Origin of the sequence: Paenibacillus sp. E194 (assembly GCF_000935845.1) — a bacterium.
In the GTDB taxonomy this organism is placed as follows: Bacteria; Bacillota; Bacilli; order Paenibacillales; family Paenibacillaceae; genus Paenibacillus_B; species Paenibacillus_B alvei_B.
Genome location: NZ_JMDX01000138.1, coordinates 1 through 16,512, shown reverse-complemented (window position 1 = coordinate 16,512; position 16,512 = coordinate 1). Strand labels below are relative to the sequence as shown.

Below are 16,512 nucleotides of genomic sequence, written 5' to 3'. Positions count from 1 at the left end.
TTTGATTTTGTCAGTAAGCAAGGATTTGGAATGGTTTAAGTTCAATGATAGGAAATTGCAGCTCTATCCTGCTAGCGTTGATACGTATAGGCAGTTGTATAAGCAGACGGGATTCCTACTAGAGATGGTAGAAGAGACAGAGAGCAAGTATGCAACCATAATGAAGGGCAAGAAGATATAGAAGGGAATGGACGAACATGACCGCATACGCAGTAAAGCTAGCCACAATCGAGGATTTGCCTGAGGTTGCGGAGATATTTAATTTGTATCGCGTTTTCTATGGTCAGGACTCAAATGTAGAGCAAGCCAGTCGTTTTTTATTCGAACGGTTTGAGCATCGGGAATCGGTTGTTTTTATAGCCCGAGATCATGATACGAAGGAAATAGCCGGTTTTACGCAATTATATCCATCCTTCTCTTCCATTTCGATGGAGAGAACTTATATTCTGAATGATCTGTTTGTACGGTCTGAACATCGGAAGCAGGGGATTGGACAGCTTCTGTTGGAGGCAGCGGTGAAGTATGCACAACAGATGAATGCCAAAGGACTTGGACTGTCGACAGCCATTGATAATGAACAGGCACAGAGATTGTATAAGCGCAATGGGTTCGAGAGAGATGAAGAGTATTTTCATTATTTTCTGCGAGTTGGGAGGTAAGGGGAAAGCGAACAGATCGCGGCCTGGAATGAACAGGGGTTCCACGAAATAATATGGCTGTATGACATAAAGATTAGCAGGGCTCAAACTAAGTTAGTCTTTAATGAAGAGAGGGATGTCGGTGAATCGAAAAGAGGAAGTTGCTTGCATTGAGGAATATGTGAGAGTTTATAATTCATTCGATATAAAAGGGATGGTCGAGCTGCTGCATCCAGACATCGTATTCCGGAATGTTGCCAATGGAGAAGTAACTATAGAGACACATGGAATTGAACCCTTCCAACAGCTCGCGCAGCAATCAGCGGGATTATTTTCGAGTCGCCGACAAACTATTCTACAATATATTGAAAGTGATGGCCGCATTGAAGTAGATATTGGCTACGAAGGCACCTTGGCTGTTGATATTCCGACCGGATTGAAGGCTGGAGATAAGATTCAGCTAACAGGGAAATCCATTTTTGCATTCACAAACGGGAAAATATCAAGTATTGAAGATCATAGTTGAAGAGGGATTAGTGGCAATTAATCGCATTTTTTTTCAAAAAGTCGTCTCTTTCAAGTTGTGCTGTGCAAACGTGCAGCCGACTTCGGGAAGGCGGCTTTTTTGTGAGAAAGTCAAAAAAATGCACATTGGGGTCAGAATTATATCCTGTGCCAAGGCATGTTCTCTCCTATAGTAGAAGAAATCAATATGCTTAGTAATCAGAGACGGAGGTTGGTGTACATGAGCAGAAATGCTTCATGTGTGCTGACCTATTTCTCATTGGGCAAAATTATGCACAATGAAGTCAAAATAAGACACACACTCCTTTTGGTCGGATCGCTTATAGTTGAGCTATCTATTTATGATAACGCTTACAAATAAATTATCAAATCATTGGGAGGAAATACATAATGAAACAATGGCCACATCGCATTATTCGTGTCACGTTAGCGGTGTTCTTGCTGTGCTCTCTATTTCCCGTCATGGGACAGCCAAATGCTAGAGCGGAAGCAGGCAATCTGCTTAACGGCAGCTTTGAAGCGGGAAAGCCTCCAGAGGGACCTTGGAGCGCATTGCTGCCCAGCTACTGGAGTGAGTGGGTTCCATCCGGCAAGCCGATCCTGTCCTTAGATTCGGATATCTATTATGAAGGGGAGCGGTCGCTTACGATCAGCAGTGCTGAGTATGCGCGGGCAGACGTTCTGCAAACCGTTGACGTAACGCCAGGCGAAACGTACACACTTACGGGGTGGCTGCGGACTAAGGACTTGCAGTCGAGTGTTTCTTATGGCGGGGCTTTTATTCGCACGCAATATTTGAACAGCTCGAATGATAAAATCAGTTCTGGTCCATCCTCATCGCCGCTGCTCGGAACGCATGATTGGACGGAGCAGCGTTTGGAGCTGTCCATTCCGCAGCAGGCAACCCGGTTGAAGGTGGAGCTGTTCTACGAGAGTGCGGCTGGGGAGGCATGGTACGATGCGATTCGCCTAAGTAGTAGCGGCAGCAATCCAATCGATCCTCCAGCTGATGCAGCACAATTCAAGGCTGTGCGCGACAAGCGCATTCAGCAATTGACCGGCAATGCCAGTTACCATTCGGCGGATTCGGATATGAACGCGGCGATTGCTTCTTTAGTAGAGAGTGTAAGCAATGGCAGCGGCACAGGGTTCTGGAATACGATGAACAAGCAGGCAGATCGCAGCTCGCTATGGAGTGATCTGTCCAGCCGCACTGAATCGGCTCATGTAACGGGCGCGTTTCAACGCCTGCGGCAAATGGCGCTGGCATACGCAACACAAGGCTCAGTGCTGTATCGTGATCCGCAGCTGCGCGCTGATCTGATAAGCGGTCTCGATTGGATGTATGCCAATCGCTACAATGAGCGTGTCGCTCCTTATAAAAACTGGTGGGATTGGGAGATCGGCTCTCCGCAATATTTGAACGATATTACGGTGTTGCTGCTCGATGATCTGTCTGCCGCTCAAATCAACAGCTACAATCGCGCGATTGATGCGTTTGTCCCAGACCCGACAAGAAGAACGGTGCAGCCCAGCCTTATCGAAACGGGCGCTAACCTAGTAGACAAGGCCTTCGTTGTGATCCTGAGAGGAGCAACGGGGGCTTCGGACGCGAAGCTGATGCAAGGCAGAGACGCGATAAATCCGGTATTCCCCTATGTAATTCGGGGGGACGGTTTCTATGCAGACGGCTCATTCGTGCAGCACGATGTCATTGCATATACAGGCAGCTATGGAACGGTATTGCTGGATCGGCTGTCCGAGATGCTCTATTTGCTGAATGGATCGCCATGGCAGGTTATCGATCCGCAGGCGGCGAACATATACCGCTGGATTGAGGATTCCTTCGAGCCGCTTATATATAAGGGCGCTATGATGGATATGGTGCGCGGCCGTGCAATATCCCGCGAACTGTCGACCGATCACACCGCCGGCCGCGGCGCGATCAAGAGCATCCTGCGGCTGTCCGAGGCTGCTCCTGCTGCGGAGTCTACTCGCATGAAGTCTGCCGTCAAGGCCTGGCTTCAGCAGGATGATTCCTTCGACAATTACTATGTTGGCTTAGGAACATACGATATCGCTTTAATGAAGAACCTGCTGCAAGATTCCTCCATTTCACCGCGGGAAGATTTGGTCAAGCACCAGGTTTTTGCGGGCATGGATAGAGTCATTCATTTGCGGCCAGGCTTTGGCTTCGGCATCAGTATGTCCTCCAAGCGAATAGCCAGCTATGAGTACGGCAATGGAGAGAACAAGAAAGCATGGCATACGGGGAACGGTATGACCTACTTATATAATGATGACATTACCCAATACAGCGACGGTTACTGGGCTACTGCAGACATGCTGCGATTGCCGGGCACGACCACAGACGGATCATCCAGTCCCTTGCGTGATTGGAAATATTACCTTAGTCCGAAATCATGGGTAGGCGGAGCCTCCCTCGACGGTCAGTATGGGGCTGCCGGGATGGAACTGGTTGTGGAGAAAAGCTCTTTAACAGGAAAGAAGTCATGGTTTGCCTTCGATAATGAAATCGTGGCGCTTGGTGCAGGCATTACGGGCGGGGATGGGCGTCAAGTGGAGACGATTGTCGATAACCGCAAAGTAAGTGAAGGTAGTGGGGCACTAACAGTAAATGGTACCGTTCTACCCATACAACCAGGGTGGTCGGAGAAGTTCTCTGACGTGTCATGGGCTCATTTAAATGGGAACGGAAAGGGGGATATTGGATACTATTTCCCGAAAGCAGCTATGCTTCAAGGCAAGCGCGAGGCCCGTACGGGAGCGTGGAAGGACGTCAATAACGGCGGCTCCGCATCACCAATTACGAGAGACTATGTCAGTCTTGCCTTCAATCATGGTACGAATCCGAATCTCGGATCCTATTCATATGTGCTGCTGCCGAATTATGATGCACAAGCGACCCTTCGCTACAGCCAAGCACCGGACATCACCGTGCTGAGCAATGGCACGAGCGTGCAGTCAGTTCGCGAGCATAAGCTGGGTATAACTGCGATCAATTATTGGTTGCCTGCGGTTGTGGACGGAATAGCGTCCAAGCAACCAGCCTCCGCACTGGTGAAGGAGACGGATTCGGAGCTGGTCATTGCCGTATCCGATCCAACCCAGAACCAATCGCAAGTCGTGATGGAATTGAATCGCAAGGGATGGAGGCTGGCATCGGCGGATTCAACGATTTCGGTGCAGACAGAGCCTTCGATTAAACTGACGGTGAATACTGCGGGAGCCAAGGGACGTACACATACTGTTCGTTTTACGAAATAGTGACCGGTTCGGTAGTGTAAACCGCAAGCATTCATAGAGCAAGTTGTAAGCAGCAACGAAGGTAACTATCGTATGCGCAAATCCAAAAGTCCTTGCGTACATCAAGCATCACTGATGTGTGTAGGGACTTTTTTCAATGCAACAAGGTGATAGGCAAAGAATTGGAAATATGAACGTTAAAGCAGATGGTAACACTCAAATCCACCACCTATTTAGGGATAACAGTTGAATAAGAATGCTACCTCCGACATCGTTTGCACAATTAAGAGTCGCCTCATCTGCCTTTCTATGCTTGACCTTAGCGCTGGGATAAAGTGTATGTTGTAAACAAGAAATATCGTCGGCAATCGGAAGAATGAGGGGACGAAATTTCTTAGCGTGTAATAACATCCTATTATTGAGGTGAGAGGGCATGAATGAAAAGCAGGTTGTTCGAATCGGAAGTAGAGTTCGTTTACGAAATATTACACTAGACGATATACATCAATTATACTCGTTCATATACGGTGAAGCGGCGCCGGAATGGAAGAAGTGGGGACGCTCCGTACTATCCTCTTGTGAGCAAGAGTTATGAAGAATATCAAGAAGAGATGGCGAGATTTATAGAGATGGACCCGAAGCCTACACCTGAAATGTTAATAGAAGTGAACGGCGAGATAATCGGCTTTGTGAGCTATTACTGGGAACACAAGCCATCCAATTGGCTGGAGATCGGCATTGTAATCTACAATCCACAGTATTGGAATGGAGGATACGGAACAGAAGCATTGCGTTTATGGATCGATCATTTATTTGCCGAACTCCCGCTCGTAAGAATCGGTCTGACGACCTGGTCCGGCAATGAGAGGATGATAAGAGTCGCCGAAAAGCTTGGCATGACATGCGAAGGGAGACTTCGAAAGTGCCGGTTATACAATGGGTTATATTACGATTCTATTCGTATGGGCATGCTGCGCGAAGAGTGGGAGCAACAGGGCTAAGCTCAGAATCGATCATTTTTCTAAAATGACATGGAAGGATTCAGGGTCAATGTCTTTTTTGAATCAAAGTATGCACTTTGTTTTGGATGATACTCGTGTATACTCAAGATATATGCTATTTGAGCGCATGAAATGTAGGCACTAATCTATGAAAGATGGGGGCTGTGAGATATGCCAGATAACTACAGTGTTTCACGTGGTACAACCGAGGAAGCTGAATATGTACGAAATAAACTGATCGAGTTCAATAAAAAGATTTTCCCAAATGTTAGATTTGAAGAGGTTCATCTTTGTGTTAAAAATGATACAGGCGAAATCATCGCCGGACTTAACGGTATCGTATGTTGGAATTGGATGGAGATCGATATTTTGTGGGTGGATGAAGGACATCGTGGAGAAGGCCACGGCGCGCAATTGCTGCAGGAAGCAGATCGCATCGCCAGAGAAAAGAACTGCACCTTCATAACCTTGAATACGTTCAGCTTTCAGGCGCCGGAATTTTACAAAAAGTATGGTTATGAAGCACTTGCAATTATTGAGGACGCGCCGATTGGCTATCGGCACCACTTCTATAAGAAGGATTTGCTAGCAAAATGAGAGGGCGTTAACGACAGAACCCTGATGCAAAGGACAAATCATAATGGAGCATGCGAAATTCCTGATAATTCCATTCGTTCATCGATTGCGAACATGCGGCACTACTAACTACGGTGTAATAATAAATCGACAATAGATTGGAGAATGGAACATGTCTTACATATATCGCAGTTTAACGATGGATGAGTGTGAACGAATCCAAGAAATTAATCCGTCTCAGTACATCAAAAGGGCATGGCGGGAAATAGATGGTGTACGTCAATTAATCGAAATCAATTATCAAGAGAATGATTGGCCTGATGGCTATGAGCATTACCTCTCGAAATTGAAACAAACCATCAATCAGGATGGCTGTGCGGTTGGCGTATTTGAGGATACGGGAAAATTGGTCGGATTCGGAACGATCAATCGAGAGATGTTTGGGCAAGCATACAAGTATGTACTGCTAGACTCTTTATTTATTTCTTTAGAGTATCGTAATAAGGGGATCGGCAAAGCATTATTTCGGACTTGTGCGGATACAGCGAGAGAATGGGGTGCAGATAAAATTTATATTTGCGCCGGCTCTGCTGAGGATACAATCGCATTCTACTTTGCATTGGGATGTAAGGAAGCAGCGGAAGTAAATGAAAAGCTGTATGAAAGCGACCCGAGAGATATGCAACTGGAGTATCATCTATCATCATAAATACGAATCCCTCCCGAGCTAAGGTTACAGATATGGATGCACGTTGAGCAGCATTACGAATTGAGCTGAGAGCGTATCGGACTCCTTCGTTCCGTTTGTTCGACCATTCGCATCAAGGTATGGTGCATCTCCTAATGGGTGGATTTTCGACATGCTTACATTAGAGCAATCTGAAACGGCAATCTGTCTCTCTGTTTCATGAGAGCAGATTGCCGCTTTTTTTATGATAAGAGTACAAGGGCATGGTCACTATTCAATTTACCCTGTTCACTATGCTAGCCTGTGAGTTCTTATTAGATTGATTGAGTAGGATTGAGTGCTGGAATCATGCATTTGCTAGTGTTGATCATGATGCGGTATGCTTAGATTAGAAATAAGATCCAAATACAACCCTAGGAATATATCGATCCTATTGAAGATTTAGAAAAATATCTATTAGCTTCTTGTTTTAACAGCTAAACCACTAAACGATATTGGCCCAACGATATCGGCTCTCGTATTTGCAGTACGGTTTTCTGCTGTGACTGTATAAACATGTGTGCCCGTTCTTACATTTCTATCTTCGGCCTGGAAGGTAACTACATAATTTTGTTCAGAACCGGCGGATTCGATTCCTTGCTGCGTATTGAAAATTTCTCTACCATCGCGGAATATGCGAAACAGGATTTGCGCAATTCCAGTCACACCTTTAATCCCTACGGTTGCTACCAAGTCTACGCGATTCGGTTGAGAGTTCATTGGAATTCGTATCGAGATTGTAGCGAGTCGAGTTCTTGCTCTCCGGATCGTAACTGCGTTTGCTGGGTTGAATCTACTGCGTGGCTGAACCGCAGCTTTATCGAGAATACGTGCCAAACCTATCAACTCCTTTTGTTTGATAGTAGTAAGATATGTTGAACAAAGAGAGAATGCTTGGACAATTTTGTGTGCGTTTTGGAAGAATAAGAGGAATACATGTAATGGATTTGGCGATATGGAATCATTTGAGGAGATATCACATGAGAACGATTAAGCTGGGCATGATTGGAAGCGGGCATGTGAGCAACCGCTATTTTGAACAAGCAGTAGGGCTGGAGGGCGTGCAATTTGTCGCTACTTATTCCAGACAATTGCAAAATGCAGAGAGGAAAGCGGCAGCGTACGGAATCCCTAGCTGGTATGATGATTATCTTGAAATGATGGATAAGGAGCAATTGGATGGTGTCGTCGTCACAACGCCTCATTCGGTACATGCGGAACCTGTATTCGCTGCACTTGAAAGAGGGCTTCATGTGCTGAATGAGAAGCCAATGGCAACCTCGCTGGAGGATTGTCGGCGTATGGTTGCTCTAGCGGAAGAGAAACAAGCGATATTGATGAACTTGCCATATGATTTGCATCCCGTCTATCTGACGGCTGCCGATTATATGAATGAACGATATAGGGAAGATTACCGGTGCGGAGGCGCAGTTGTCTCTGCCGGGGCCCTGGAGAGACAACTGGTATTATGATAAATCTATCGCGCATGGCGGAGCGGTTCTGGATTGCTTGGTATATCCACTTAGCCGCCTTATCGGCCTATTAGGGCCTGCCGTCAGTGTTATGGCAGAAGTGAATACACTGATACCAAATCGAATCGTCGGTGATGGCAAGATCGTGTCCAGTGACGTAGATGATAATGTAACGCTGATCCTGCAATTTGCCGGAGGACAGCATGCGGTTATTCGCTCCTTATGGGGGATGGCATTTAAGCAGAATAATACGATCATTTACGGCCGCAAGGGGACGATAGCATTGAATGACAGCGGTTATCCGCTTGTGATTCATTCCCCCGATCAAGTAATTGCAGGTGCGGAGCAAGTGAGTTGGCGAGGACTTGAAAATTGTTATCTCCCACGAGGCGAATTCGCAATGCATCAAGGTGAAAGTGTAATCGAATACTTTGCCCATTGCCTTCGCACAGGAGAACAGCCTATTCAATCCGCGAAGCAGCAGCTGCATGTCCACGAGATTATGTTCGGCGCTTATCGTTCCGCAGAATCCGGACAGCGGTATCAGTTGACTACAAGCTTTACTCCGTGGAGCAAATTAGATCCTGCATTATTTGATACCCATAACGGCTATTTATAAATATACATACGGAAACAGCGGTTAGCATCATGTGGAGCGGTCTGTATACGAATAAAAGGGGGAAGAAGAGCGCTACACAACGTTGAAGACGGTAGAGGGATTAAGTCAGGCACAATTGGATTACGTGATGGATCCACACAGCAATTCCATTGGAGCGTTGCTATATCATATGGCTGCTGATTCCATGTGTTTAAGGATGAAATTAATCACCGCGGGCAGATGAGATTCATAAAAAAGAGACTCCCTCAGAATTTGTAGCTGGCAGCGATCACGTATATGATCGTGTAGTAAATCTTCTACCTGCAGGGAGATCTAATGATTGGAGAGTCATACATGAGCAGCAATTATACAATCGAGCTAAGAATACCTACTGTACTTGAGTATGAAAAAATATGCAGTGCAGTCGGATGGAAAGAGTATATGAACTTTGATGTGGTCGAGGAATCGCTCCGCAATTCTCTGTTTGGCGTCGTTGTGCGTGATGACGAAGAGATTGTGGGGATGGGAAGAGTTGTAGGGGACGGCCAGATTTATTTTTATATCCAGGATATCGCTGTAGCTCCTGAGCATCAGGGTAATGGAGTCGGTAAACTGATTATGGAGACGATCAAAGCCTATCTGGAAGAAGCGGCACCAGATAAATCGTTCGTCGGATTATTTGCTTCGAAAGGGAAAGAAAATTTCTACGAGCGATACGGCTTCCATAACCATGATGGGATGACGGGGATGTTCGGCGTGATTCACAATCGTAAGTTGCAATAATAACTGACTAACATGCCCCGGAGTGAGGGCATGTTTTTTTATGCGCATTCCTATCCGCATCTCAACTTCCGGTTTATGAGTAGAAGAGCTAGGTGCAGTTCATACTTCCTTCGGATATCTTTTTTTCGTTTCCTCTTGATGCATGACGCAGAGAAGGTTATGATGGAAATCACGGAAAACAAATTGTTTTAAATGTTTTCCGCGCCAGTTTCTTTACATCATTTTCAAGGAGAGAGTAGAATGGGGAAAACATTGAAAGGTCTTATGCTGTTCACGGATATTGGATTTATTGTCTATTGGACGATTACGTTCATGGGATGGATTCCGAAAGAGTATCTCTATCAAGATTACAGCAATGAACTGCTCGTAGCATGGAATATGTCTTTCATTCCTCTGGACTTGTTCATATCGGTGACCGGTATTTTAAGTATTTACTACTATCACAACAAGAAGCCAGCTTGGTCAGCGCTATGCTTCACATCGTTGCTCCTTACTTCCTGTTCGGGGTTACAAGCTATCGCATTCTGGTCTATTCGGCAAGATTTCGATATGATGTGGTGGACACCGAACCTGTTTCTTCTCATCTATCCACTATTCTTTTTGGCGAAAGCAATGAAAAGGGAGCGCAATTGTTATGCATGATCGTATCGCAGGAGCTGCGATTGAAGAGATTAAAATTCGAGGCTTGAAGTTTGCCATCCGCGATGTAGCAAGCAGGCTTGGAATTAGCACGAAGACATTGTATCAGCATTTTGAATCCAAGGAACAACTCATTACGTGCTTAATTGAGCGATCGATTCAAGAGATGAGAGATTCTGAAGCGCGTATGATGCGAGATGAATCCTTATCGATTGTACAAAAGCTTGAGCAAGCCCTGATGATGCTTCCGAGCGCGTTTGCGTTTACGGACATCCGTACACTGGACGAGTTGAAGAAGCTGTATCCTGAACAATGGAAGCTTGTAGATGCCTATGTCCAAGAAGGCTGGGACAATATCCGATTACTGATAGAAGAGGGCATCCAAGTGCAAGTCATTCGTCTATTCGATATGGAGTTATTCATTGACATGTACATAGGCGCGCTATATCAATTGATGGATCGTAGGACAAGAGAAGGAAATCAGTTGTCATTAGACGAAGCGCTGCGAAGAACCGTAGATATGCTCATGTACGGAGTAATAGAGAAATAGTGCGGAGAACAGGCAGCTCTTGCAGGAGGACGTTGAATACGTCGAACTGTGAGAGGTTGCTTTTTTTATTAGCTGCTTCACTCATACTCATGGTCGCTTTTTACTCATACGTTTGGGAAAAGGAGCGTCTTGCACAGTCGTTTCCAATATTATGAATTTACGTTATACTTAATGGTAATGAAGTTAGCTATTCTCCGACCGTATTGTGATTCGACAGGACAGGTGAACACGAAGCCCGGTGCATATAGAAAACTATTTTCCTCCCAATTATACATATATTAATTCGTTTCGAATAACTAAGTAGCCTTCATGAATGGGAACAGATGCCATTGTCTCTACTCGTGAAGGTTTTCTTTTCTCATAACCCAACATATTTCATATCAAGCAGCAGAGAAAGTACGAATCAAGATGGAAATGGAGGCGTCAGATGTCAACCATTTTTCAAACCGAGAGATTAGTCATGAAGCAGATTGATGAAGTCCATGCCGAACAAGTGTTGGACTACATGGTACGAAATCAGGAATTTTTGTCAGCGTGGGAGATTAAGAGAGAGCCAGTCTTCTATACGATGGAGTGGCAAACAAAAGTGCTGCGAGAAGAACGCATTCAATATGAGAGAGGGCACTTGTTCAAACTATGGATATATGAACTAGACGATACGGAGCGAATTATTGGCTCTATAGCACTTAGCAATATTATTAGAGGGGCATTTCAATCCTGCCATCTAGGTTATAAGCTCGATAAGGATTTGCAAGGAAGAGGGTACATATCCGAAGCGTTGAGCTTGATGATTGCAATCGCATTTCGTGATATGGAGCTCCATCGTATCGAAGCCAACATCATGCCGCATAACAAGGCTTCACTTCGAGTAGTGGAGAAGCAGGGATTTCAATTCGAGGGATTAGCCAAGAAATATCTTAAAATTAATGGGAAATGGGAAGACCACATCCATATGGTGTTGTTGAATGAGGAGATGGAGTAGGGAATGAAGATTGGGCTTGTGAGACATTTTCCCGTTCAGTGCAAACCGGAGAAGAAGTGGATGAGCTCCGCGGATTTCAATCATTGGGTTGAGCAATATGATCAAGCAGAGGTCATCCTTGCTGATCCCCCAAATGACAACACAGTGTGGGATCTGTGTGTGTCTAGTGATTTATCAAGAGCAGTGGCAACCGCTGAGCATATTTATAAAGGCAGGATTATCACAACCCATCGTCTTCGAGAGATTGGAATGCGTTCCGTGTTGCAATCGAACGTCAAGCTGCCGCACAGTGTATGGTTGATCTTGTCACGATTGGCATGGCTATTCTCTCACCCATCACAAGAGGAGACGAAGAGGCAAACGTTAACAAGGGTTAGAGAAGTTATCGATTGGATTGAAGCGGAAAATCAGTCGAATGTCCTTGTCGTATGTCATGGGGCATTGATGAAGGTTGTGCATAAAGAACTTGTCCGAAGGGATTTCAATGGGAAAGCGGAATGGAGGCCCCAAAACGGGAAACTGTATGTATATGTTAAGGGTTAGGGCAGATTGGAAGCTGTAGAAAAGGCAGTTGTCCTTGAAATGCAATAATGAAGATAAATGTAAAATCAGAAAATGAGTGATCAATAAGATACTAGGTTTGCTTTGGTAAAGATGAAAGTATCGCAATATAGAGGAGCTATGACGTGTTGAATGAGAAAGGTTCCCTGATGGATCTCGTTTTAGATAAGCCATTTGCTTATAAACTGAGTGTGATGTTGGAAAGTAGATTAATTGGTTATAAGCATTTTTATCTGTTTTGTGATGAAATCATTGACGTCTATACGAAGCCGCCGTATTGGATCACTCAATTAGCAGTAACAAAGTACCAGGCAAGTGCGATTAGTATTGTGAATCATTACATTTATTCCGAACCATTTATTGAAATTGATCCTAAGCTCTACGATCAGTACATTGCATGTTTATATCTCAGATATGCAAGAAATGAATTATCATGGGCTTCTTTCTTGTGGCAATCAGGAGAGTATTCGGATGGAACAGGAAGCGTAAAGGAACCATGTGAGTATTTTTATGATTTGTTGAATGAATTTGAAGAATCGGAATACAGCAGTGAATTGGAGAAACGCCAATTATGCGAAGTAGTTGAGATATTCGGAAGTGACATAGATGCTATGAATCCAATTTATCAAATGTTCAAGGGTTACTATAAAAAATATGTGAATCGTAATCTCTTATTACCTAGGAAATAAACGCTGGAAATGACCCAGCATGACTGTCTCTGAATTGTAATCGAATCAACGATTGTTAATAATTTATGCGGATGATGACGTGAATAGATATACCGGAGCATACAAGGAACCGAGATAAGAGTGTATAAATGAATCCCATCAGAAGTAGCCAAGGAGGAAAAAAGGTGGGCAAAGACAAAGCGTTACTTATCATTGATGTTCAAATGGCGATGTTCGACGAATCTGATCCGGTACATGATGGTGAGGGGCTAATAGAGACACTCCGTCGAGTGATTGCAGAAGCGCGTGCAGCAGGAGTGCCTGTCATTTATGTGCAGCATAATGAAGATGAAGGGACACCACTAGAGCCTGGTCAAGCAGGATGGGAAATTCATCATGCCATTAAACCGGAAGCTCACGATATTGTGATTCAAAAAAGCAAGCCGGATTCTTTCAATGGGACAACGTTGAAGCAGGATCTGGATGATAGAGGCATTCGTGAATTAATCATTGCAGGCATGCAGACCGATGTGTGCGTGGATACGACATGCCGCTGTGGGTACAGCCATGGATATAAGATTACGCTATTGAGCGATGCCCATCGTACATGGCCGAGTAGTGGGCTGACAGCCGATCAGATCATTGCACATCACAATGCTGTACTTCGATTGTTTGCAGATGTGAAAGAAAGCAAGTATGCCTTCGGATCGAATTTGGGGTCGGAGTCAGTTTCTAGTTCTGAATGACACATTCAAAAATGTGCCTGTGAAGTAAATAGAAGGTGAGGTGACTTGATGGGGAAGGAACATTTCATCATAACGGGAACATCCAGAGGAATCGGAGAGCAGCTTGCACAGCAAATCCTTGAAGAAGGGAATCTATATGGTATTTCTAGAAGTAAATCCGACAAGTTAGAACGATTTGCTCACTTTAAAACATGTTCAATTTGACTTGAGATGTACCTTAGAAATTGATAAAATTCTGAACCAAATTTTTAGCCATATTGATATCGAACATGCTGATATGATCTGTCTGGTTAATAATGCAGCGATGCTTGAACCCCTCAAAACTATCGATTCATGCACTCCAGAAGAAATAATGGATAGTGTGCAAATCAGTTTAATCGCACCCATGATGTTAGTATCAAGTTTTATTCAAATTACACATCCATACGCAATGAAACGTAGAGTCATAAATATATCCTCAGGTTCAGCGGTATATCCGGCGCCAGGTATGAGTGTCTACTGTACGGCAAAAGCCGGAATGAATATGTTCACGCAATGTGTTGGCTCAGAACAGAGGATGTTGGACAATCCGGTTGAAATAGTAGCGATTGATCCAGGAATGGTGGATACCGAATTACAAGCTGTTGCAAGAGGGAAGACAAATGAACAATTTGCGACTTCCGTATTTTTTAAGGAAGCGTATGAGACTAGGGAGCTTCGGACAGCAGAAGAGGTGGGGAATGCCATCCTGCGAATTATTCGGACAAACGAACGGACTGGAGGAGTTGTCAGTATCTAGTGCTTCACGTCTCTTTAAACATTGAATATGGAGGGATGGCTCTGCAGACCTTTTTTCGTTATAACTGGACGGTTCGAGAACAATGGTATCAATGGTGTGAAGATATCCCCTACGAGGAACTGGTTCACCCGCGAATAGGTGGAGTCGGCGGTTTATTGCCCACGCTGTTTCATGTGGTTGTCGTGGAGTGGAGCTGGATTCGTGTACTGCAAGGAAAGAAGGACTTCGAAGAAGGATTCGAGAAGTACAATACGTTTGAGAAAATCATTCAACTAGATGAACAGTTTCGGCCCGAAGTAGAAGAATTTGTTCGCTCATGGAATGACAGCATGGAGACACGTCCTTTTTATGATCAGCGTCCAGACGGCAATGTACTTGTGTATGCTTGGGGAGAAGTGATGCGGCATACCATAGCCCATCACATTCACCATGTCGGACAACTATCGGTCTGGGCAAGGGAAGTTGGGAAGCAGCCAGTATCGGCTAATATGATTCGAAAAAATCTTATGCAACCAAACATGACCGTGGATCAACTGTAAAATAGATATTCTTTCTACAGCAATGGGACGAAGAAAGAACAGCCGTTTCCAACTTTAGATACTGTACGAAGCTATAGAGCTATAGCTATAGCATCAACAAAATAAGTAAGGTGAGTGAAGACAATCCCAATCGAGGCATTCGATGGGCTTGTCTTTTTTATTGATACAGCGCAGCATTGATCTCTGTTTGAATGTTTCCCATGGGAAAAATAATTTACTATGTACAAAAGTTTTGTGTAAATATATAATCATAGATGTATCCGGATATACGAACTAAGAAGGAGATGATCGCATGAATGTATTTACATTGCCAGAACTTCCGTATGCATACGATGAGCTGGAGCCTCATCTGGATGCAAGAACGATGGAGATCCACCATGGGAAGCACCATGCCACTTATGTGGCTAATTTAAATAAGGCGTTGGAAGGTCAGACGCAATTTGCAAATGCTTCGGTTGAAGCATTGATCAGTAACTTGAACGATGTACCGGAAGAAATACGTGCTGCGGTTCGCAACCAAGGCGGGGGACATTACGGGCACAGCTTATATTGGTCGATTATGAGTCCTACCGGCGGGGGCAATCCATATGGAGACATCGCGAAAGGGATCGAGAAGCACTTCGGCAGCTTCGAACAGATGAAGGATGACCTGACGAAGGCGGCAATCAGCCGATTCGGATCTGGCTGGGGCTGGCTCGTCGTGAACGGAGATAAGCTTGAGGTGATGAGTACACCGAATCAGGACACACCACTAATGGAGAACAAAACGCCTATTCTGGTGGTGGATGTGTGGGAGCATGCTTACTATCTGCAGTACCAGAATCGGAGACCGGACTTCGTGTCCTCCTGGTGGAATGTAGTGGATTGGGAAGAAGTGAACCGCCGCTATAATGAAGCCGTACGTTAACAACAATACGATGTGCGTAAACTTTGCGGAAGCAGGACGCTGCTTTTGCAAGGTGTGGGCTGCATCTCAGCGATGGAATAAACGGCGGTTGTCGTTATGAAATGTAAGGGAAGGAGCATGCGCATGAGTATGAGCCTAAATAGGAGGGCAGTAAGTCTTCCCGGCCAAGAGAGCACATCCAGAGAACAGGTACTGTTCTGGCTGAAAAAGCTTCGTAGCGTTACGGTTCAGGATCTAATTGATCGGATGGATGTGACAGGTGTTGCCATACGGCGATACATTACGGAACTGCAAGAAGAGGGGAAGATCGTAACGAAGGTGCAGCGTCATCAGGTTGGCAGACCGACGCATTATTATCAACTGACCGATTCTGCTGCAGAGCTGTATCCACGTCAATATGATGAACTCGCGACTGAACTGTTCGATGAGCTAGTGACGCTGTATGGGGAAGCGGGAGTAGCTCTGTTCTTCGAACAGAGAAGCATTAGGCTGAAGCGACGATATGAGGGTGCAATTACGGGAGAGACGACGCTGGAGGAGCATCTGGAGGCGCTC

Annotated in this window: 20 protein-coding genes and 1 pseudogene; 20 read left to right on the top strand and 1 reads right to left on the bottom strand. The window is 45.0% G+C overall.

Annotation, left to right across the window (positions count from 1 at the left end; translation table 11 throughout):
• From AZ66_RS31960 to AZ66_RS18315, 7 genes and pseudogenes are all read left to right on the top strand, one after another.
• Nucleotides 1-181 (top strand): hypothetical protein (locus AZ66_RS31960; protein ID WP_197081735.1); only part of this gene is annotated, 181 nt, incomplete at its 5' end.
• A gap of 16 nt (nt 182-197) precedes the next feature.
• Complete coding sequence (locus tag AZ66_RS18340) at nt 198-659, top strand: GNAT family N-acetyltransferase (protein ID WP_044356149.1); 462 nt, start codon at nt 198-200, stop codon at nt 657-659.
• 121 nt (nt 660-780) lie between these two features.
• The gene (locus tag AZ66_RS18335; RefSeq protein WP_442950308.1) at nt 781-1,164 is read left to right on the top strand and encodes a nuclear transport factor 2 family protein; all 384 of its coding nucleotides are present in this window, start codon (nt 781-783) and stop codon (nt 1,162-1,164) included.
• Between the two features lie 389 nt (nt 1,165-1,553).
• On the top strand, nt 1,554-4,451 hold the full coding sequence (locus AZ66_RS18330; RefSeq protein ID WP_052648632.1) for a polysaccharide lyase family 8 super-sandwich domain-containing protein: 2,898 nt from the start codon (nt 1,554-1,556) through the stop codon (nt 4,449-4,451).
• Between the two features lie 412 nt (nt 4,452-4,863).
• Nucleotides 4,864-5,431: pseudogene (locus tag AZ66_RS18325) on the top strand (GNAT family N-acetyltransferase).
• A 171-nt stretch (nt 5,432-5,602) separates the two neighbouring features.
• Nucleotides 5,603-6,028 carry a GNAT family N-acetyltransferase gene (locus AZ66_RS18320; protein WP_044356147.1) on the top strand — a complete coding sequence of 142 codons (426 nt, stop codon included), beginning with the start codon at nt 5,603-5,605 and terminating at the stop codon, nt 6,026-6,028.
• A 151-nt stretch (nt 6,029-6,179) separates the two neighbouring features.
• Nucleotides 6,180-6,716, top strand: a complete 537-nt coding sequence (locus tag AZ66_RS18315; RefSeq protein WP_044356146.1) for a GNAT family N-acetyltransferase — start codon at nt 6,180-6,182, stop codon at nt 6,714-6,716.
• 435 nt (nt 6,717-7,151) lie between these two features.
• Here the strand turns inward: AZ66_RS18315 and AZ66_RS18310 are convergent, their stop codons facing one another.
• The gene (locus AZ66_RS18310; RefSeq protein WP_044356145.1) at nt 7,152-7,571 is read right to left on the bottom strand and encodes a hypothetical protein; all 420 of its coding nucleotides are present in this window, start codon (nt 7,569-7,571) and stop codon (nt 7,152-7,154) included.
• Nucleotides 7,572-7,714: 143 nt separating this feature from the next.
• Between AZ66_RS18310 and AZ66_RS18305 the strand changes: the two genes are divergently transcribed.
• The 13 genes from AZ66_RS18305 to AZ66_RS18245 form a co-directional block, all read left to right on the top strand.
• The gene (locus tag AZ66_RS18305) at nt 7,715-8,206 is read left to right on the top strand and encodes a Gfo/Idh/MocA family protein (protein ID WP_044356144.1); all 492 of its coding nucleotides are present in this window, start codon (nt 7,715-7,717) and stop codon (nt 8,204-8,206) included.
• Nucleotides 8,127-8,825, top strand: coding sequence for a Gfo/Idh/MocA family protein (locus tag AZ66_RS18300; RefSeq protein WP_197081734.1), 699 nt, complete (start codon nt 8,127-8,129; stop codon nt 8,823-8,825). The genes AZ66_RS18305 and AZ66_RS18300 overlap by 80 nt, the downstream gene beginning before the upstream one ends.
• 333 nt (nt 8,826-9,158) lie before the next feature.
• On the top strand, nt 9,159-9,587 hold the full coding sequence (locus AZ66_RS18295; protein WP_044356141.1) for a GNAT family N-acetyltransferase: 429 nt from the start codon (nt 9,159-9,161) through the stop codon (nt 9,585-9,587).
• Nucleotides 9,588-9,827: 240 nt separating this feature from the next.
• Nucleotides 9,828-10,229 carry a YvaD family protein gene (locus AZ66_RS18290; RefSeq protein ID WP_021257661.1) on the top strand — a complete coding sequence of 134 codons (402 nt, stop codon included), beginning with the start codon at nt 9,828-9,830 and terminating at the stop codon, nt 10,227-10,229.
• A complete protein-coding gene (locus AZ66_RS18285) occupies nt 10,222-10,776 on the top strand; it encodes a TetR/AcrR family transcriptional regulator (RefSeq protein ID WP_044356140.1) in 555 nt (184 codons plus the stop codon). Before AZ66_RS18290 ends, AZ66_RS18285 begins: the two co-directional genes overlap by 8 nt.
• A 427-nt stretch (nt 10,777-11,203) precedes the next feature.
• Nucleotides 11,204-11,758 (top strand): GNAT family N-acetyltransferase, encoded by a 555-nt coding sequence (locus AZ66_RS18280; protein WP_044356139.1) that lies wholly within the window; start codon nt 11,204-11,206, stop codon nt 11,756-11,758.
• A gap of 3 nt (nt 11,759-11,761) precedes the next feature.
• The gene (locus tag AZ66_RS18275; protein WP_044356138.1) at nt 11,762-12,301 is read left to right on the top strand and encodes a histidine phosphatase family protein; all 540 of its coding nucleotides are present in this window, start codon (nt 11,762-11,764) and stop codon (nt 12,299-12,301) included.
• A 146-nt stretch (nt 12,302-12,447) separates the two neighbouring features.
• The gene (locus AZ66_RS18270; RefSeq protein ID WP_231586939.1) at nt 12,448-13,008 is read left to right on the top strand and encodes a hypothetical protein; all 561 of its coding nucleotides are present in this window, start codon (nt 12,448-12,450) and stop codon (nt 13,006-13,008) included.
• A 164-nt stretch (nt 13,009-13,172) separates the two neighbouring features.
• The gene (locus AZ66_RS18265) at nt 13,173-13,733 is read left to right on the top strand and encodes a cysteine hydrolase family protein (RefSeq protein WP_231586938.1); all 561 of its coding nucleotides are present in this window, start codon (nt 13,173-13,175) and stop codon (nt 13,731-13,733) included.
• Between the two features lie 175 nt (nt 13,734-13,908).
• Nucleotides 13,909-14,511 carry an SDR family NAD(P)-dependent oxidoreductase gene (locus AZ66_RS18260; RefSeq protein WP_231586937.1) on the top strand — a complete coding sequence of 201 codons (603 nt, stop codon included), beginning with the start codon at nt 13,909-13,911 and terminating at the stop codon, nt 14,509-14,511.
• A gap of 41 nt (nt 14,512-14,552) precedes the next feature.
• Entirely contained in the window at nt 14,553-15,050 is a 498-nt protein-coding gene (locus AZ66_RS18255) for a DinB family protein (protein WP_044356152.1), read from the top strand.
• A 292-nt stretch (nt 15,051-15,342) separates the two neighbouring features.
• Nucleotides 15,343-15,957 (top strand): superoxide dismutase, encoded by a 615-nt coding sequence (locus tag AZ66_RS18250; RefSeq protein WP_021257653.1) that lies wholly within the window; start codon nt 15,343-15,345, stop codon nt 15,955-15,957.
• Nucleotides 15,958-16,080: 123 nt separating this feature from the next.
• A partial coding sequence (locus AZ66_RS18245; protein ID WP_197081733.1) for a helix-turn-helix transcriptional regulator occupies nt 16,081-16,512 on the top strand: 432 nt, incomplete at its 3' end.